This is a genomic window from Limosilactobacillus urinaemulieris (genome assembly GCF_014838745.1).
Lineage (GTDB): Bacteria > Bacillota > Bacilli > Lactobacillales > Lactobacillaceae > Limosilactobacillus > Limosilactobacillus urinaemulieris.
This window is the reverse complement of sequence record NZ_JABUXR010000012.1, coordinates 48,358-67,294: the sequence shown is the minus strand read 5'-3', so window position 1 is coordinate 67,294 and position 18,937 is coordinate 48,358. Positions and strand designations below refer to the sequence as shown.

At 41.8% G+C, this 18,937-nt stretch carries 18 protein-coding genes; 16 read left to right on the top strand and 2 right to left on the bottom strand.

Features of this window, described 5'->3' with window-relative positions; translation table 11 throughout:
* The first annotated feature begins 290 nt into the window (after positions 1-290).
* The 16 genes from HUK45_RS06925 to HUK45_RS06850 all read left to right on the top strand — a co-directional run bounded on the left by HUK45_RS06925 (position 291) and on the right by HUK45_RS06850 (position 16,672).
* Positions 291-1,241, top strand: a complete 951-nt coding sequence (locus HUK45_RS06925; protein WP_191911711.1) for a Ppx/GppA family phosphatase — start codon at positions 291-293, stop codon at positions 1,239-1,241.
* Positions 1,234-2,502, top strand: a complete 1,269-nt coding sequence (locus HUK45_RS06920) for a hydroxymethylglutaryl-CoA reductase, degradative (protein ID WP_191911710.1) — start codon at positions 1,234-1,236, stop codon at positions 2,500-2,502. The genes HUK45_RS06925 and HUK45_RS06920 overlap by 8 nt, the downstream gene beginning before the upstream one ends.
* A complete protein-coding gene (locus tag HUK45_RS06915; protein WP_191911709.1) occupies positions 2,495-3,448 on the top strand; it encodes an IpaB/EvcA family protein in 954 nt (317 codons plus the stop codon). The genes HUK45_RS06920 and HUK45_RS06915 overlap by 8 nt, the downstream gene beginning before the upstream one ends.
* 4 nt (positions 3,449-3,452) lie before the next feature.
* Positions 3,453-4,154 (top strand): NAD-dependent protein deacylase, encoded by a 702-nt coding sequence (locus HUK45_RS06910; RefSeq protein ID WP_191911708.1) that lies wholly within the window; start codon positions 3,453-3,455, stop codon positions 4,152-4,154.
* 440 nt (positions 4,155-4,594) lie between these two features.
* Entirely contained in the window at positions 4,595-5,443 is an 849-nt protein-coding gene (locus tag HUK45_RS06905) for a DUF72 domain-containing protein (RefSeq protein WP_191911707.1), read from the top strand.
* 78 nt (positions 5,444-5,521) lie between these two features.
* On the top strand, positions 5,522-7,549 hold the full coding sequence (gene metG / locus HUK45_RS06900; protein WP_191911706.1) for a methionine--tRNA ligase: 2,028 nt from the start codon (positions 5,522-5,524) through the stop codon (positions 7,547-7,549).
* Positions 7,550-7,561: 12 nt separating this feature from the next.
* A complete protein-coding gene (locus HUK45_RS06895) occupies positions 7,562-8,380 on the top strand; it encodes a TatD family hydrolase (protein WP_191911705.1) in 819 nt (272 codons plus the stop codon).
* Positions 8,367-8,927, top strand: a complete 561-nt coding sequence (gene rnmV, locus HUK45_RS06890) for a ribonuclease M5 (protein WP_191911704.1) — start codon at positions 8,367-8,369, stop codon at positions 8,925-8,927. Before HUK45_RS06895 ends, rnmV begins: the two co-directional genes overlap by 14 nt.
* Positions 8,924-9,817, top strand: a complete 894-nt coding sequence (gene rsmA, locus HUK45_RS06885; RefSeq protein ID WP_191911703.1) for a 16S rRNA (adenine(1518)-N(6)/adenine(1519)-N(6))-dimethyltransferase RsmA — start codon at positions 8,924-8,926, stop codon at positions 9,815-9,817. Before rnmV ends, rsmA begins: the two co-directional genes overlap by 4 nt.
* An 87-nt stretch (positions 9,818-9,904) precedes the next feature.
* Positions 9,905-10,156 carry a Veg family protein gene (locus HUK45_RS06880; protein WP_191911702.1) on the top strand — a complete coding sequence of 84 codons (252 nt, stop codon included), beginning with the start codon at positions 9,905-9,907 and terminating at the stop codon, positions 10,154-10,156.
* Positions 10,157-10,288: 132 nt separating this feature from the next.
* The gene (ispE, locus tag HUK45_RS06875; RefSeq protein ID WP_191911701.1) at positions 10,289-11,140 is read left to right on the top strand and encodes a 4-(cytidine 5'-diphospho)-2-C-methyl-D-erythritol kinase; all 852 of its coding nucleotides are present in this window, start codon (positions 10,289-10,291) and stop codon (positions 11,138-11,140) included.
* A gap of 119 nt (positions 11,141-11,259) precedes the next feature.
* On the top strand, positions 11,260-12,093 hold the full coding sequence (gene purR, locus HUK45_RS06870) for a pur operon repressor (protein ID WP_191911700.1): 834 nt from the start codon (positions 11,260-11,262) through the stop codon (positions 12,091-12,093).
* Between the two features lie 9 nt (positions 12,094-12,102).
* Positions 12,103-13,467: a bifunctional UDP-N-acetylglucosamine diphosphorylase/glucosamine-1-phosphate N-acetyltransferase GlmU gene (glmU, locus tag HUK45_RS06865; protein WP_191911699.1), complete on the top strand. Its 1,365-nt coding sequence runs from the start codon at positions 12,103-12,105 to the stop codon at positions 13,465-13,467.
* 146 nt (positions 13,468-13,613) lie between these two features.
* Complete coding sequence (locus HUK45_RS06860; protein ID WP_191911698.1) at positions 13,614-14,597, top strand: ribose-phosphate diphosphokinase; 984 nt, start codon at positions 13,614-13,616, stop codon at positions 14,595-14,597.
* Positions 14,598-14,914: 317 nt separating this feature from the next.
* Positions 14,915-15,595 (top strand): hypothetical protein, encoded by a 681-nt coding sequence (locus tag HUK45_RS06855; RefSeq protein WP_191911697.1) that lies wholly within the window; start codon positions 14,915-14,917, stop codon positions 15,593-15,595.
* A gap of 189 nt (positions 15,596-15,784) precedes the next feature.
* Positions 15,785-16,672, top strand: coding sequence for a linear amide C-N hydrolase (locus tag HUK45_RS06850; protein ID WP_191911696.1), 888 nt, complete (start codon positions 15,785-15,787; stop codon positions 16,670-16,672).
* 78 nt (positions 16,673-16,750) lie between these two features.
* On the opposite strand, the gene yidA is transcribed toward HUK45_RS06850, so the two are convergent.
* Both yidA and HUK45_RS06840 read right to left on the bottom strand, forming a co-directional pair.
* Positions 16,751-17,572, bottom strand: coding sequence for a sugar-phosphatase (gene yidA / locus HUK45_RS06845; RefSeq protein ID WP_191911695.1), 822 nt, complete (start codon positions 17,570-17,572; stop codon positions 16,751-16,753).
* Positions 17,569-18,936, bottom strand: a complete 1,368-nt coding sequence (locus tag HUK45_RS06840) for an HD domain-containing protein (protein ID WP_191911694.1) — start codon at positions 18,934-18,936, stop codon at positions 17,569-17,571. The genes yidA and HUK45_RS06840 overlap by 4 nt, the downstream gene beginning before the upstream one ends.
* Position 18,937: the final 1 nt, after the last annotated feature.

Here is an 18,937-nt window from a genome sequence, read left to right as displayed (position 1 = left end):
AACCTTCTTTACATGATTTTTGTGGTGAATTGATTGTACAACACGAGGACAGCAGTTGTCCTTTTTGTGTACAAAAAAACTGGCATTGATTTTTTATCAATACCAGAAAGTGTATACCCACAATTATGGGTCGCTTTTTATCTGGTCAAGTTTCACTAATAATCAGCCATAAAGAATAATCTTCCTTCCAATAGTTAACGGGTTCACACTCTGTTGAAGAACATGGTATTATTAAGAGGATATTAAATTTCGCTTTTTTCTAAATAAAATACAGATTATCGGAGGTGAAAATGGTGGAAGAAAACCTCGCGATTATTGATCTTGGTTCCAATTCGACACGGATGGCAATTACCAAAATTGCACCTGATGGTCGTTTTCGTGAAATCAAACGGGTCAAAGAGAATACTCGTCTTTCAGAAGGAATGGGCCGAGAGAAAGTGCTTCAGAAAAATGCAATGGATCGAACGATTGCTGCCTTAAAAAGGTTCAAGAAAATTTATTCGACAGTGCCTAATATTCAGGTGCGGGCAATCTCAACGGCGGCAGTTCGTCAGGCAAAGAATCGTCAAGAATTCTTAAACCGGGTTGAAAATGAAGTTGGTATTCACTTGCAAGTTCTTTCGGGGAAAAAAGAAGCATATTACGATTACCTGGGTGTCATTCGAACACTCAAACTCAACCACTGTTTAATTTTAGATGTTGGTGGCGCAAGTTGTGAGTTAATCTTGGTTCAACAGCGACGGGCACGGGACCTGATTTCACTTCCCGTTGGTGCAGTTAATTTATCCGAACAATTCCATTTAGGAGGGTACGTTCGAGCAACCGACCTATTTCGGGCGCAGGTCTCAATGAATGAACGGTTGACGAAGATTCCGTGGCTTCGTTATGCTACTCGGGTACCGATTGTCCTCTTGGGTGGTGCTAACCGAACGCTCGCCCGAATGACTCGGGCATACCACCATCATGGACGGCGCCATTCTTCAGGGTCAATCCATGGATATCAATTATCGTCACGAGTTGTTTTTGCAACTTATCGGGAACTTTTGAGTAAAAATCTTGCCCAACGTAAGCGGATGCCGGGATTAGAGCCAGAACGGGCAGATATTATTGTCGGCGGAATGCTGCCGCTTGTTTCGCTCCTGCAACGGAATAGTGATGGTCGGGTGATCTTTTCCGAAAGTGGTGTTCGTGAAGGAATTATCACCGAGTACGTTAACCAAAGGAAGGAACATCATGAGTAAAATGCAATGGGCACACGGCTTTTATCGGCTAACTCCTGAACAACGACGACAAATACTTGCCGACCGTTATCAGCTTTCCCGGTCGGAACAAAAATTACTTGAACAACATACAAGTAATTTAGGAAATGACTTGGTTGAAAATTACATTACTGATTACCCATTGCCAGAAGGAGTCGTTACTAACCTCTTAGTTAATGATAAAAATTATACGGTACCGCTAGTTATTGAAGAACCTTCAGTAATCGCGGCAGCTAATAATGGTGCACAACGGATAGCTAAATCTGGTGGCTTTAAGGCAGAAAAAGCTTCACGAGCACTAGTAGGACAAGTAGTTATTGAGTTGACTGGTGATCCAGAAGCTAAAATTAACTGGTTAAACGATCAGAAATCAACACTACTCGCAATTGCTAATGCTGCTCACCCATCAATGCAAAAACGGGGCGGCGGTGCTAAGCAGGTTCGCATTCGTCAAATAGGACGGTTCATTAGTATTGATTTGCTAATTGACGTTTGTCAGGCAATGGGTGCAAATACAGTTAACACGATGGCAGAAGCAGTTGCCCGTTACCTACGTAAAAATGGTGCTCATGTTGTTACCGCTATTCTCAGTAATTACGCCACGAATAGTTTGCAGACCGTAACTTGTAGTGTTGATTATGCGGAACTGGCAACGAAGCAAATGAATGGTGAAGAAGTTGCTAAGCGGATCGTCGATTTAAGCGATTTAGCTCAGGTTGATCCATACCGGGCGGCAACCCATAACAAGGGGATCATGAACGGAATTGACGCTGCGTTGCTTGCAAGTGGAAATGATTGGCGGGCAATTGAAAGCGGCGCCCACGCTTACGCCAGTCATGATGGTCAGTATCGCGGCCTTAGCACATGGCAAATTAGTGATAACCACCTCGAAGGGAAATTAACTCTGCCCATGCCAGTCGGTGTGGTTGGTGGTTCAATTGGGTTGAATCCTTTAACAAGACTCAATTACCATTTGAGCGGCATTCAGACTGCTCAAGAACTAGCGGCTGTGATTACTAGTTTAGGATTAGCGCAGAATCTAGCAGCAATTCGTGCATTGGCTACTACCGGGATTCAAGCAGGCCATATGAAACTTCAATACCGTTCCTTAGCAATTAGCGTTGGCGCAAAACAATCAGAAATCGAACAACTAGTAAAAGAACTTCGGCAGCAACCACATGTTGACCGTGAAGTCGCTCGACAATTATTAGCGACATTACGAAAGGAGTCCACAAATGAGTGAAGAACAAGCAATCAAGTTAAATGATGAAAATAAAGCCCTCCTTGATCAGGTTAATGAACTGTATCCAGAGGGGTCAGTCTTTGTTCAATTTAAGGGCAAGCGAGCTGGGTACGTTCGCCATGACCAAGCTACCCAGCAAACGATTCCGGGTGCTTTGGTAATTTTAGTAACTGATTTAACGGAACCAAACTATACCGCTTCTCACGAACTGCTTCACCTATTAATGCTTCTTCGGGGATTCCCACAAATTTTCTTCCAGCTTTCCCTAGGTGATCGTGAGCTTGACGAGCAAATGATGATCATGTCGACAGATTTGTACAACGTTGCAATGCACCGGGTTGTGGTTGCGGAACAACGGAAGCATGGCTTCATTAACGATCGGGTAGAAGAAGAGTATCTTAAGGGGGTTGAACATACGTTAACTCCTGAAAGTGAGGATGATGACGAGCGGGCTTTACGGCTATTAACCTTGCTTGATGCATTAGTGTTCTTTGGCGACCACTTGGCAAAATACGAGGGGCGCTTACAGGACAATTATCCTAAGGCACTGGCAGCTGCTAAAAAGATATATGCTGAAATTACTAAAAAACCAATAAAGAACGCTTTTGATATGTGGCGATCAATCGTTAAAGTTTATTCCTTATATGATCAGCAAATGGAGGAATGGGGACTTCCAGCACTAAATAACGATAAGTTTACGACTCTTTCGCCGGTATTAAGTGAACGTCAACTGCGCCTTGAAGTTCGTCAGGTATTTGAAATCTTTAATTCCGGAATGAAGGATCGTAAAACCGGAAAGCCTGCCTATGTTGGTCTTCGCCGGAATATCGGTCAAAATTCATTTACTACTGCTAAGCATTCGCCAGAAGAGTTTAAGCAGATTTATGATCAACCCGTAAAGGAATTTTTAGAACAAAATCATATTCCATATATCATAAGGAAGTAATTTAATGGAACACGCAGTACAGCAATTATTTGATAACGCTCAACAGACTGTCTTTTTAACCGGAGCTGGAGTTTCAACCGCCTCGGGAATTCCGGATTTTCGTTCTGCAAATGGTTTGTATACCAAGGACCGGAATGCGGAGTATTACTTAAGTCACCGTTATTTTGTCAGTGATCCAGAAGGATTTTATCAGTTTTGCAAGAAAAATTTATATTTTCCTGATGCTAAGCCCAACATTATTCACCAAAAACAGGCAGCCTTAACGCAACAAGATCGGGCTACGGTAATTACCCAAAACATTGACAACCTGTACGAAGAAGCAGGAACCAAGCACTTGATTGATTTTCACGGGAACCTTTTTAATGTTTACTGTGAAAAGTGTCATGAAACTGTTCCGGTAGACGAATATTTAAAGAGTCGGCTTCACCAAAAGGATGGTGGGGCACTGCGGCCTGATATTGTTCTTTACGATGAGGGAATTAAGCAGGAAAACATTATTAATTCCGTTCGGGCGATGCAACAGGCAGATCTGGTTGTCATTGTTGGGACTTCAATGAAGGTTTACCCATTTGCCGGACTTCTTGAGTACCGAAACCCAACCGCAAAGGTAGTGGCGGTTAATCAGGAAGCCCTTCAGTTACCGTGTGATTTTGAAATGATCCAAACTGATGCAACTGAGTTCTTCAAGGAATTACAAGTAAAATAAAAAATGAAGCTGCCGTGCGCAAATCAACAAGACAAAACGCAAACTAGCAGCTTCTTTTTATTGAAATAAGGTAATTAATTGAAGTAGATCACTTTGCCAGCGACCTTAAATGGCATCCCCTGATGACGTTTTTCATTACCACTCTTCTTTAGTGAAAATACGTTCCGAATAGTCTTTGTAGTCAATGACATTTTGATCGCTCCTTTCATTTTTGGACACTCATTGTTTCCACTTTCAAGATATCATGGACAATCTCAGAATGGAACAACTCTAAGAAGGCGTCTCATTTCTAAAAAGACTATTTTTGTATATTTTGCGTGGAATTAGCGGTAATTGTGCATAAAAGTGATGAGGACGGCAATTAATCGCCAGGATTAATGAGTATAGATTTATTTTTGCAAAAATAAGAAATCGCTGAGAATTTAAGGGAGGGAAAATAGATGAAGATTACAATGGGATTGACAACATGGACTGAGCACCCGGCGTTAATCAATAATGAACAACGACCAGTGACGTTAAACGAATACGCACAGCACCTGCCAACGGTTGAGCTTGATACTTTTTTCTATGCATTGCCTCAAATGGCAACGATTCAGAACTGGCTTTCCCAAGTGCCAAGTGAGTTTCAGTTCATTGTTAAAGCCCATCAAGGAATGACTCTCCATCAGCGGAACCAGGAAAAAGGAGAATTAGCCTTATTATTTCAGCAGTACCGACGAACGATTGCTCCATTGATTGCTACTGGACAGTTGAAAACAATTCTTTTTCAATTTCCACCGTACTTTGATGCGGAAGTAAAGGATATCGAATATTTGAAGCTGGTTCGTGACTGGCTGGGTGATTTACCAATTGCAATCGAACTCCGTAACAATTCGTGGTATCGGCCGGGAGTGGTTGATTCGCTAGTCTCATATTGCCAAGATCTGCAATTTACCCTAGTTGCTGCGGATGAACCACATGATACAGTCACGTCCGTTCCGTTCTATCTCGCAACGACAAATCCCAAACTAGCAATGATCAGGTTACATGGCCGTAATAGAAAGGGCTGGGATAACGCGGGAAAAGAATGGCGGAAGACGCGGACGCTTTATCGTTATACGCAAGAAGAACTAACCGATTTCGCTCAAAAAATTAATCAGGTTAATCCCCAACCACAGGAACTTTGCGTAATCTTTAATAATAATTCTGGCGGGGATGCCGCACCTAATGCTCTTCAACTGCAAAAGTTAATGGGAGTTAAATTTAACGGTCTTGCCCCGCGAGATCCTCAACAACTTGATCTCTTTTGAGGTTGGAGTGAGTTGCGGATAATGCTATACTAAAGATTAATTAAAAAATTAGGAATTAATAAGAAAGAGGGGCCTCATATGGCTGAACAAAAACCAACTTATTACATTACAACGCCAATTTACTATTCATCTGGTAAATTACATATTGGTAATACATATACGACCGTTGCTTGTGACGCTGAAGCACGTTATAAGCGGTTAATGGGCTATGATGTTTTCTACTTAACCGGAACTGATGAACACGGGTTAAAGATTGAGCAGAAAGCTGAAAAACTGGGTAAACAGCCACAAGAATACGTGGATGAAATGGCTGCCGGAATTAAGAAGCTTTGGAAGACAATGGAAATCACTAATGATAAGTTCATTCGGACAACGGATGACTATCATGAGAAGGCTGTCCAAAAAATCTTCCAAAAATTTATTGACCAGGGCGACATTTATAAGGGTAAATATAAGGGATGGTATTCAGTTGATGATGAAGAATACTTTACTGAAAGCCAGTTAGCTGAAGTTTACCGTGATGACAATGGTAATGTAATTGGGGGGAAGGCTCCTTCTGGTCACGAAGTTCAACTGGTTGAAGAAGAATCATACTTCTTCAAGATGAGTAAGTATTCTGACTGGTTGATGAACTATTATAAAGAACACCCTGATTTTATTGAACCGCACACTCGGGTTAACGAAATGGTTAACAACTTCTTAAAGCCGGGACTTGAAGACCTTGCCGTTACTCGGACTTCCTTTAACTGGGGGGTTAAGGTTCCTAATGATCCAAAGCACGTCGTTTACGTTTGGATTGATGCTTTATCCAACTATATTACTGCTTTAGGGTATGGTTCTGATGATGATAGTCTCTTTAAGAAGTACTGGCCAGCTGATGTTCACATGGTAGGAAAAGAAATTGTTCGTTTCCATACGATTTATTGGCCAATCATGCTTCATGCTCTTGGGTTGCCATTGCCAAAGCATGTTATCGGTCACGGCTGGTTGACAATGAAAGACGGGAAGATGTCTAAGTCAAAGGGAAACGTCATTTATCCTGAAACGTTGGTTAACCGTTACGGTCTGGACGCTACCCGTTACTACCTTTTAAAGGCAATGCCATTTGGAAATGATGGGGTCTTCAGTCCAGAAGACTTTGTTGATAAGGTTAATTACGATCTAGCTAATGATCTGGGGAACTTACTGAACCGGACCGTTGCCATGATTAATAAGTATCAAGACGGTAAGCTGGTTGCTCAAAATAATGCCACAACTGAATATGATGCTGATCTTGAACAAACTGCCGCAAATGCAATTGCTGAATTTAAAGCGGAAATGGATCAAGTTCACTTTGCCGATGCTTTGGCAGCAGTGTGGAAGTTAGTTTCTCGAGCTAATAAGTACATTGATGAAACTGAACCATGGGTATTAGCTAAGGACGAGAGTAAGAAGGCGGAGTTATCTGATGTTATGACTCATCTCGCCAAGAGTTTACGGGTAATTGCGGCACTGATCCAGCCAATAATGACTCACGCGCCAAAGGAAATTATTACCCAGCTCGGTCTTGAAGGAACGAACCTTGAATTGACTGACTTACAATTTAACGATTTCCCTGAAACTGCCCAAGTAGTTGCTAAGGGAACGCCAATCTTCCCTCGACTTGATGTTAAGGAAGAAGTAGAATTCATTAAGAGTCAAATGAGTGCTAATCAAAAGCAAAAGGGACGTAAAGCAATGGAACAAGCAAAGAAAGAAGCGCAAAAAGCAATGAGTGAAGAAGAAACAACTGGTAAGAAGCAAATTCGGATTGATGTTTTTGATAAGGTCGAATTAAAGGTTGCCCAAATTACTTCAGCAGGTCATGTTGAAGGGGCAGATAAGCTGTTAAAGTTCCACATGGATGATGGGACTGAAGAAGGCCGGCAAATCCTTTCGGGAATTGCTGAATGGTATCCAGATCCAGCCGTTCTTGTTGGTAAGAAGGTCCTGATCGTTGCTAACTTGAAGCCACGGAAGATGCGTGGAGAAGTTAGCCAAGGAATGCTCCTATCTGCGGAAAAGGATGGTAACGTAACCGTTGTGACTGTTCCAGATTCACTTGTTCCTGGAATGGGTGTTGAATAATCGGGTTACCCAATGAGTAAACAACATAAAAACTGGCGTCAAGTTTATGATTCGCATACGCATCTAAACGATGACGCCTTTTATGATGATGTTCCGGCATTTGAAGCCCGGGCTGCCCATTATGGAGTTACCCAAATGAATATTGTGGGTTCAAATACCGTCTTGAATGAACGGGCGATTAAGCTGGCCCATGAATACGATAATCTTCATGCAATTATCGGCTGGCATCCAGAAGATATTCGTTCATATACCGATCAGGCTGAGAAAAAATTAATTGAGCAACTGCGGGATCCCCTAGTTGTGGGAATTGGCGAAATTGGGTTAGATTACTTTAACGACCAAAATTCACCACATGATCGTCAGCAGGAAGTTTTTACCCGACAGCTAGAAATTGCCCGTCAATTGAAGCTCCCGATTTCAATCCATGTCCGGGACGCTCTTGAAGATGCTTATGCGATCCTTCGTGATTCTCATATTGATGAATTTGGCGGGGTAATGCATAGTTTTAATGGTTCGCCTGAAATGGCAGAAAAGTTCATGGAGTTGGGGCTGGCAATCTCATTTAGCGGGGTTGTTAGTTTCAAAACAGCTGAAGAAGTTCACCGAGCTGCGTTAGCGGTCCCGCTAGATCGGTTGATGGTCGAAACCGATGCCCCTTATCTAACACCAATTCCGTACCGGGGAAAAGAAAATGAGCCCGGCTTTACTAAGTTTGTGGTTGACGCAATTGCAAGGCTAAAGAATGTTGATCCAGAATTGGTTGCTTACAAAACTTTTCATAATGCTGAAAGACTATTTTTAACGAAGAGAGAGCCAAATGAAGAAAATTAAAGAAGTAATTGTTGTTGAAGGAAAGGACGATACGAAGCAAATCTTAAAAGCAGTTAATGCTGATACCTATGAGACGAATGGCTCGGCATTATCGACAGTTGATATTGCTCGGTTGAAAAAGCTTCAAGAAACACGAGGATTAATCGTGTTTACCGATCCTGACTTTAATGGCGAACGAATCCGTAAAATGATCAGCAACGCAATCCCTGGGGTTAAACATGCCTTTATTCGTCGTGATCAGGGAGTTCCTGAATTTAAGGGAAGTCTTGGCGTTGAACATGCCACACCTGAAGTGATCAGGGGCGCCCTAGAGAACCTTTATACTCAAGGAACAGTAGCGGATGCCGAGATTACTAGCACTGATTTAAAAACAGCTGGTTTAACCGGAAAACAAAATTCTCGTTACCGGCGTGAGCGTCTTGGTCAGATCCTCGGGATTGGCTACGGAAATAGTAAGCAGCTTTTAAAACGGTTGAATATGTTTCAAATTCGTCGACAAGACTTTGAAGATGCAGTCCATCAATTGGATCAGGAGGAAGCAAAATGAGTGAGTCAACACAAATTGGTAGCCGAAAAACGACCCGTTCAATCCTGAACGAATATGGTTTTCACGCTAAGAAGGGGTTTGGTCAGAACTTCCTGACTGATCCGGCAATTCTTCAGCGAATTGTTGAGGCCGCTGCGGTTACAAGTGCAGACAATGTGATTGAGATTGGCCCCGGAATCGGGGCATTGACTGAAAAGTTAGCGCAGGCTGCTGGTCAGGTAGTTGCCGTTGAAATTGATCAAGATTTAATTCCTGTTTTAGAGAAAACGTTGGCTTCTTACGATAATGTGACGGTGATTAATCAGGATATTTTAAAGGCCAATTTACCAGAATTAATTCAACAACGGTTTACCGACCCAACTAAACCGATTAAGGTGGTTGCTAACCTACCGTATTACATTACCAGTCCAATCCTGATGAACCTGCTGGCTAGTCCGGTAGAGTGGTCATCAATTACGGTTATGATGCAAAAGGAGGTTGCCCAGCGGCTTACCGCTAAACCGGGAACAAAACAGTATGGTGCTTTAACCCTGGCAATCGAATATCAGATGGATGCAGAGGTTGCCTTTAACGTTTCTCGTCATTCATTTATTCCAGCGCCAAACGTTGATTCAGCAATTGTGGTTCTTAAGCAACGTCAGCAGCCGTTAACAACTAAGCCCTTTGATAAGCAAAAATTAATGGGCTTTATTCGGGGATGCTTTGCTCACCGGCGGAAGAGTCTCTGGAATAATTTACAAACTGTCATTGGTAAAGACGAAAATATAAAAGCAAAAATGACAAAAGTTTTGGAAAAAATCGAGATCTCACCACAACTTAGGCCAGAAAAGCTGACCTTAGCCCAGTTTATCAACCTTTTGAATGCCCTTCATCAAGAAAAATTAATTTAAAATACGATTGAATTATTACTGAACTTGTGTTAAAATTTTGACTTTTATGCTAAATGAGCGTATAGTTCAGCCTGTGAGGTGAGATATGTGGCTAAAAGTATTTTAGAGATTAAACAAGAACTTGAGGGTCGCGTTGGTCAACGAGTTCTAGTAACTGCTCAAGCAGGCCGGAAGCGTATTGCTAAGCATCATGGAGTACTTAGTAAAACCTATCCAGCAATTTTTGTCGTTCACGTTAATGAAGGACAAGGACAAATTAGCCGGATCACTTACAGTTATACTGATCTCTTAACACAAAATATCTCGATTGATTTCGAAGATGAAGAAGCACAAGCATAAAACAATGAAGAGTCGTGATAAGAGTCACTAAAGACTTTTATCACGGCTTTTTTTAAATCTCCTAACTTCTTTCCCAGCTTTCTCTCTGCTATAATCAAAGTAACTATTTGACTAAACGGGGAGGTGTTCTGAATGCTGATCACTGAAAAAGCACCGGCAAAGCTTAACTTAAGCTTAGATTCGCCGATGAGATACCTCGATGGGATGCCAAAATGGGATATGGTAATGGTTTCTGTTGATCTGGCTGACTATGTTTCAATTGAAATTGATGACCGACCGGGAAACATTAAAGTATATACGGATAGTAGTTTTCTTCCCAACGACCAACGGAATCTTGCATTTCAGGCTGCCAATATTTTACGTAATCGGTTCCACCATCGGGAAGCATTAACAATTAATATTAAAAAACACATTCCGGTTGCTGCGGGACTAGGTGGCGGTTCCTCTGATGCTGCCGCAGTATTGCGAATTTTAAATTCAGCCTGGGAACTAGGCCTTTCATTAGAAGAATTAGCACGGTTGTCACTTTCAATTGATTCAGATGTTCCGTATTGTGTATATGGCAAGCTGGCTCACGTAACCGAACATGGTGAAAAAATTGAATTATTACCGCCACAGCCTCATTACTGGGTGGTAATTGCTAAGCAGCAGATTAGCGTGTCAACTCCACAAATATTGTGGCAAATTGATTATACACAGATTGACCACTTAAATAATTCGCTGTTGCTCCAAAGCTTCCGGGATGGCGATTGGCAAACGGCAACTAAGTATATGGGAAACGTTCTGGAACCATTAACAATGCGTTATTACCCGGAAATTAAGCGATTAAAGGATAAGATGCTTGCTTTGGGGGCGGATGTTGCCCAGATGAGCGGGACTGGACCATCAGTTTTTGCAATTTGTCATACCGAATCGCGAGCACGACGGGTTCAGAATGGGATCCGGGGCTTTTGTCGGAACGCTAATATTGTTACTTTGCTATAAATTTACTAGCTGGGTTTTTCTAATGCTGAAGAAAAGTCCAGTTATTTTAATAAACATTAAGTAAAAGACGAACATTTATGTTAAAATCAAAGGCAATTAATACTTTTGGAGGATTAGATATGAAGGTTAGACGTAGTAACCGCCTTGTTGATATGACAAGGTACCTGATGGAACACCCCCGTTCCCTCGTTTCACTCAAATTCTTTGGGGAACGGTATGATTCTGCTAAGTCTTCAATTAGCGAAGACCTTAGCATTATTCGCCATACTTTTCACTCTTGGGGAATGGGACGACTGGAAACAATCCCTGGGGCAAGTGGTGGTGCTGTATTAACGCCATTTTATTCAAAAGAAAATGCCGAAAAAGCTATTGCTGACCTTGTCGATGCGGTGAGTGATGATACCCGGCTGCTACCTGGAGATTATGTTTATCTTTCAGACTTAATTGGTCGGCCAGATATTTTACGCCGGGTTGGTCAGTTAATTGCCACCCAATATGTTGATCAAGATGTTGATGTTATTATGACGGTTGAGACTAAGGGAATCCCGATTGCACAAAGTGCTGCCATGTATTTAAATAAGCCGTTTGTAATTGTACGGAATAGCTCGCATATCACTGAAGGGCCAACCGTGAGCGTTAACTATGTTTCTGGTTCTGTAAAACGAATTAAGAAGATGGAGTTATCACGACGAACCCTTTCAGCGGGAGCAAACGTGGTGGTTGTCGATGACTTTATGAAGGGTGGCGGAACCCTGAATGGGATGAAGTCACTGATCAAGGAATTCGACGCTAACTTAGTCGGGATGACTGTCTTGGCTGAGGGTGAAGTTACTGGTAAACGATTAGTAGATAACTGTACATCTTTGATTAAGGTTAATGCGGTGGACGATGAGAAAAAGACAATCCAAGCCGGGCCAGGAAGCTTTATTAAAGATGTTTTTGAGAAGGAGTAAAGTAGCAAAATGAAGCGGAATGCGATTATTTTAGCAGCCGGCAAGGGAACCCGGATGCGGTCAAAGTTATATAAGGTCTTACATAAGGTATGTGGAAAGACAATGGTAGAACATGTTGTCGGTCAACTTGAAAAAGCTGATATTGAAAATATTATTACCATTGTTGGATTCGGTGCCGAAAGGGTTGAAGAGGTTGTTGGTGACCGGACCAAGTTTGCCTTACAAAATGAACAGTTGGGGACTGGGCATGCGGTAATGCAGGCAAAGGATCTTTTAGCGAACGAAGACGGTGAAACCATTGTTGTGAGTGGGGACACGCCTTTATTTACTGCTGATACCTTTAAAAAGTTATTTGAATACCACGAACAACGTCATGCTGCTGCAACGATTCTTACATCTGTAGCACCTGACCCAACAGGTTATGGCCGAATTGTTCGCAATGACGTGGGGATCGTAGAACGAATTGTGGAACAAAAGGATGCTACGCCAGAAGAACAAGCAATTCATGAAATTAATACGGGTGTTTACTGCTTTGATAATAAGAAGCTCTTTGCAGCTTTAAAGAATATCAATAATGATAATGCTCAAGGGGAATACTACCTTACTGATGTGATTGAGATCTTGAAGAATGAACAAGAGATCGTTACTGCATATAAGATGTCGGATTTTGATGAGTCAATGGGAGTTAATGATCGGGTTGCCCTTGCTCGCGCTAACAAGATTATGCGTAAACGGATTAACACTAAGTTGATGGAATCTGGGGTTACAATGTTGGATCCAGAAACAACCTACATTGATGACGGTGTCCAAATCGGCCAAGATACGGTTATTGAAGGTGGAGTGGTTATTAAGGGGAAGACCACAATTGGTAATGAATGCTATATCAGTGCCCATTCACGAATTGAAGATTCTACTATTCATGATGGGGTAACCATTACTTCGTCAACCCTTCAAGAAGCCGAAATGCATGATGGTAGTGATATTGGACCTAATAGTCATCTTCGGCCAGCTGCTGAAATTGGTAAGAACGTTCATATTGGTAATTTCTGCGAAGTCAAGAAAGCCTTTATTGGTGAAGGAACTAAGGTTGGTCATTTAACTTACATTGGAAATGCTACTCTTGGCAAGGATATCAATGTTGGCTGTGGGGTTGTCTTTGTTAATTACGATGGTAAGAATAAACACCATACTAATGTTGGCGACCATGCCTTCATCGGTAGCAACAGTAACTTGGTTGCTCCAGTTAATTTGGCTGCCAATGCATTTGTTGCAGCGGGCTCCACAATTACGGACAATGTTGAAGAATATGATATGGCAATTGCCCGGGCACGTCAGGTTAACAAGGAAAATTACGCTAAGAAATTGCCTTGGTAAGTTTTCTACTCTTGCTTTTTGTGTAGCAAATTTATATCATTAAAGTGTTGGTATAATAATGTTTGTCGCACACATAATTTTTATTAAAGGGACTGGAGATTAATTTTCCGGTTTCCCAGTTTTGAATTAATCCAGTGGAGGATGCAATGACTACTAATCATTATTTTGACCCTAAGTTGAAGATTTTTGCTTTGAATTCAAATCGCCCACTTGCCGAAAAGATCGCTGAACACGTTGGCGTTGAACTGGGTAAGTTGTCCGTTGACCGTTTTAGTGATGGTGAAATTCAAATTAACATTGAAGAAAGTGTTCGTGGTGATAATGTTTACGTTATCCAATCTACCTCAGCACCCGTTAATGATAATTTAATGGAACTATTGATTATGGTTGACGCTTTACGTCGTGCTAGTGCAAAGACCATCAATGTGGTAATTCCTTACTATGGTTATGCACGTCAGGACCGGAAAGCACGTAGTCGGGAACCAATTACTGCTAAGCTAGTAGCAAATATGTTACAAAATTCTGGTGTTGATCGGGTAATTGCCTTAGACCTTCATGCTGCTCAAATTCAAGGGTTCTTTGATATTCCTGTTGATCACTTGATGGGAGCACCATTATTGGCTGAATACTTTATTAAGGAAGGCGTTGCTCAAGATGCTGTTGTAATTTCACCAGATCATGGTGGGGTTACTCGTGCACGAGCATTAGCTGAATTCTTAAAGTCACCAATTGCGATCATTGATAAGCGTCGTCCACGAGCAAACGTCGCTCAAATTATGAACATCATTGGGGACGTTAAGGGTAAAAAGTGTATCATGATTGATGACATGATTGATACTGCTGGAACCATTACCTTGGGAGCCCAAGCCTTAATTGATGCCGGGGCAAAAGAAGTTTATGCTTCCTGTACCCATGCAGTACTTTCAGGTCCAGCGATCGAACGGTTAGATAATTCGCCAATTAAAGAGGTTGTTGTGACTGATTCAATCCAGCTGCCAAAGGAAAAGCAAATTGACAAGATTAAGCAGGTGTCAGTTGCCCCACTTATTGGTGCTGCTATTAAACGAATTAACGAAAACCGGCCAGTTAGTCCGTTATTTAAGAAAGTATTTAAGAGCGCGGAACTTTAATTATATAGAGAGCTTGATTCCCGCGATTAAATTTAGTAAATTTGAAAATTATCGGTAATAGTTAGAAGGGAGCGTGACAGAAGTCATTTATGACTTCGTTTTCACGCCCCCGCGAGCGCAAATAGGGTTCCAGAGTTCGGTTATACCGGACACTGGAACCCATTTGCGTACCGCGCTGTTCGTATTTGAACTTGGTAAAAGTACTTATGTCACAGTCCCTTCTTCATTTTTAACGATATTCTTAAGAGCAAGGTCGAGAAGAGTAGTAGTGAACTCAGCATGGTATAATTATTGGTGGAGAAAAAGGAGGAGTAATTATGACAGTAAATAAGTTCTTCAGGAATGTTTCAGTAGGCGCTGCTGCACTGACCCTTGTTCTAACGTTAGCCGGATGCGGTAATAGTCAATCGGCTAGTTCTACGAAGAGCTCATCTGCCAATAGCAGTACTCAGTCGTCTGAAAATGATTCAACTAAGGCGGTTCGTTCAGCCAACCGTTCAATTCGGAATAATAACTTTCAAGCAGCATACGATAATTTAACTAACACCAATAATCGTTCAAATGAAGCTAATAATTTGAAGGATGATTTACAAAATTATCTAACTGCTAAGCGTGCATATGATAATGGCGATTACCAAACTGCCTCTAACAGTTTGAAACCATTAAAGTCTACCAGCACGGCAATGCGTGATGCTTATACGACGCTTCAATCTAAGATTAACAAGAAGCAAAATGCTAAGGCCACAACAAGTTTCTCTTCTAGTCAGCGGATCGCAAATCAACAAGCATCTGCTAAGACAAGTGATAGTGTTGTCGAAGCCTTTGCAAATAAGATGGGCTTTACAGGTGAAAAAGGGTATTCAATTATCCCAACATCTGCTAATGGTAGTGTTTATAAGTTAGAAGTTCGGCAAAATAATAGTGATAATACTGTTTCCAATATGATTGGAATTTATCAGTACAACAGCCAAACTGGTGCGGTTACCAAATTACAATAAGACATGTGTAATTAGAGTGTGACAGAAGCCCTTTATGACTCCGTAGTCACGTCCTGGCGAGCAACAATCGGTCTCTAGCGTTCGGCTTTACCAGAATGTTAGAGACCATTATTGTATCGCCTATTAGTTTTTCATATAGGTAATAGGAATTACGTTACAACTTCTTTTATTTCAGGCGGGTGAAGATAAATGTGTACAGTATTAACTCTAGATCAAGAAAAATTAGTTGGCCGGACCATGGACTTTCCACCCCGGACACCATGGCGATTAACGTTTTTACCAGCTGGTTATCGCTGGTGTCCCGCAAGTAAAGAACAACCAATTGATGATCGCTATGCTATTTTGGGCGGGATGCGACTTGTTAATAACCACTACCTAATTGGTGACGGAATTAATGATCGGGGACTGGTTTGTGCTGAACTCTTTTTCCCGGTAGCGGCGAGTTACGAGCAAGCCCATTCCGGTAAGCTAACGTTAACCCCACAGGACTTTATCCATTGGGTTTTAGCAAGCCACGCTACGGTGCGAGAAGTGATTGCTGATTTAGAAAACATTAGCGTTGTAAAGGAACGGTGGTTTGATGGAGAGCAATACCCGTTTCACTGGCTATTAATGGATTCAACAGGGACTTACGGAATTGAGCCGTTAGCTGGTCAGATGGTAGTGTTTAAAAATGCAGTTGGTGCATATACCAATACCCCAGATTATCCGGCCCAGCTAGAGAAGCTAAACCACTATCTTGGCAATGATTCAGGTGCTCAATTTACAGCGCAAACAAAGGCTGGTTTAGTTGACAAAAATTCTCAAATTACTGGTCGCAATTCAAGTGACCGCTTTATTTTGGCAGCTCAGGCGCGTTGGGGAAGCAAAGTATCAACAGTTGACGGATTAAGGTCCTTTCTTCAATCTGTAACAATCCCGAAAAATGATCAACACCCGCATAACTATACTCATTATCAAGCAATTATTAACCAACAAACTGGGGAATACCGCTTCTATAATCAAATGACTGGTAAAGTAACAACAGATAATATAAATGAACATGCTCAAGAAAAAGAAATTGAGCGGTTTGAATAGAAAAATACCCACGGAAGAGCGACAGAAGCCATTTATTGCTTCGTTTTCATACTCCTTCGTGGGTATTTTCAACTTTGCTTAACGTAAAACGTACTTTTCAACTGCCTTGCCGACCCCGTCGTTATTATTAGTGTCAGTAATTACATCAGCGACTGCCTTAGTTTCGGGAACGGCATTTCCCATTGCTACACCAATTCCGGCATATTCAATCATTGAATTATCGTTTTGAGCATTTCCAAGAGCCATCACTTCGTCCTGCTTAATACCAAGCTCTTCGCTCAATGCTTTAAGGGTACTTCCCTTGCTTGCCCGGTGGTTAATAATTTCTAGGTAAAAGTCTTCACTGCGAATAACCGTGAACCGGCTACCAAACTCCTGAATAAATTTAGCTTGAACTTGATCCAACTCTTCTTTATCGCCTAACATCATTCCCTTTGCAAGGACATACTGATCTTGTGTATGTGCCATTTCATCAAGCGAACGGACTCGAACAGGCATACTTACTAGATCGGATTCGTGGATCGTCCACGGACTAAGGTCACGGTTAGTCGTATAGATATAATCACGAGATTCAAATTGTGATTTGACATTGTTCTTAGTACAGAAGGATTGCCAGTCAATGTAATCGTCAAAGGATAACGTATAGTTAACAAGGACCCGTTCATTAGTTGATTGGGCGAGAGCACCGTTGAAACTAATGACATATTCGTCATCTTGGTGATTTAAGCCAAGTTCTGTAAGGTACGCGTTAACGCCAGTCATTGGCCGACCAGTACAGAGAACAACTTTAACCCCTTGTTGCTTTGCGGCTTCGAGGGCTTTTTTAGTTTTAGGGGTAATTTGTCGTTGGTCATTAATCAGGGTTGCGTCAATATCAATTGCTACTAGTTTAATGGTCATTGTTTATGCTCCTTTGGGTTAATAATGTGGTTGTTTTGAATATAACTTTGAAATTCTTCATAGATTGGCTCAAAGATTTCAATATCTTGGTGTTCATTAAGCATTTCTTTAGGAAAGAAGAATCGCTGGTCCCCAGCTTCTTTGCCAGAAACACTTGCCACAAGCGTACTAACTTGTGATAGTTCGATTAAGTTGCCGTTTGGCTGGATTAATTCAATTTGAGTTTGCGGATTTGAATTTTGCGGATTATAAGTATCGTAAGGAAGCTTAAAACTATCATTAACAGCGGTGTAATAGTCACTATTGAACCCTGCCGTTTGGATTAGTTTACGCAACTTTGGCAAAAGCGGCTTGGATTTCTCATCGTACAAGGCAGATTTCAGTGGTCGCCGGTTAAGGAATCTTCTGGCGAGATCATTGAGAATTTCATCTCGTGAGTGAGTCCAATGATTAAAGTAGGTAGTAAGGACACCATCATCAAGCGCAAGGTAGTCGTCTAACGTGAACCGATTGTTAAAAAATGGCATCAGCATATAAGGGGTGAATTCTGGTTCAAATTCACTAAGATGCTGGTAAATATACTTGGCCCGTTTTAAAAGGTGGTCAAGGATTACTTCCATTGAGCGAGAAACGGGGTGGAAGTATATCTGGAGATACATTTGTAACCGACTAATAATATAATCTTCAACCGCATGCATCCCTGAAATATCAAAGGCAATCCCGCTTTTGATGGGCCGCATCATGAGAAGAACCCGGTCGAGGTCGAATTTTCCGTAATTAGTTCCGGTATAGTAGGAATCCCGTTGCAAATAATCCATTCGGTCTGCATCAACCTGACTGGAAATCATTTGGACAACTTGAGGGTTATGGTAAGTATGATCAATTACGCTCGCAACTTCTTCTGGAAAAGTTGGGGAAACCCGGCTTAGAATCTGGTTAACGTTGGTTGACGAGCTAGTAATAATTTCCCGGGTAATTGCCTCGTGATCCGTGTGAAAAATGTGTTCGAAAGTGTGAGAATAGGGGCCGTGACCAAGATCGTGCAAGAGAGCGGCACAAAGTGCGACGGGACGTTCCCGGTCGTCCCAGAGACCATCACCAGGTTTACGAGTTGGGTAATTTCTTTGGAACCTGTTGCACATTCTTCGTGTGATTTCGTAAACCCCTAAACAGTGACCAAACCGGGAATGTTCCGCACCGTGAAAAGTGAGCGAGGAAGTCCCTAATTGTTTGATTCGCCGTAATCGCTGGAACTCTGGAGTATTAATTAAGTCGAGCAGGATCTGGTTATCGACAATGATTTGACCATGAATCGGGTCCCGAAAGACTTTTTCTTTAGCTAATTGTTCATCCTGAAAGGACATT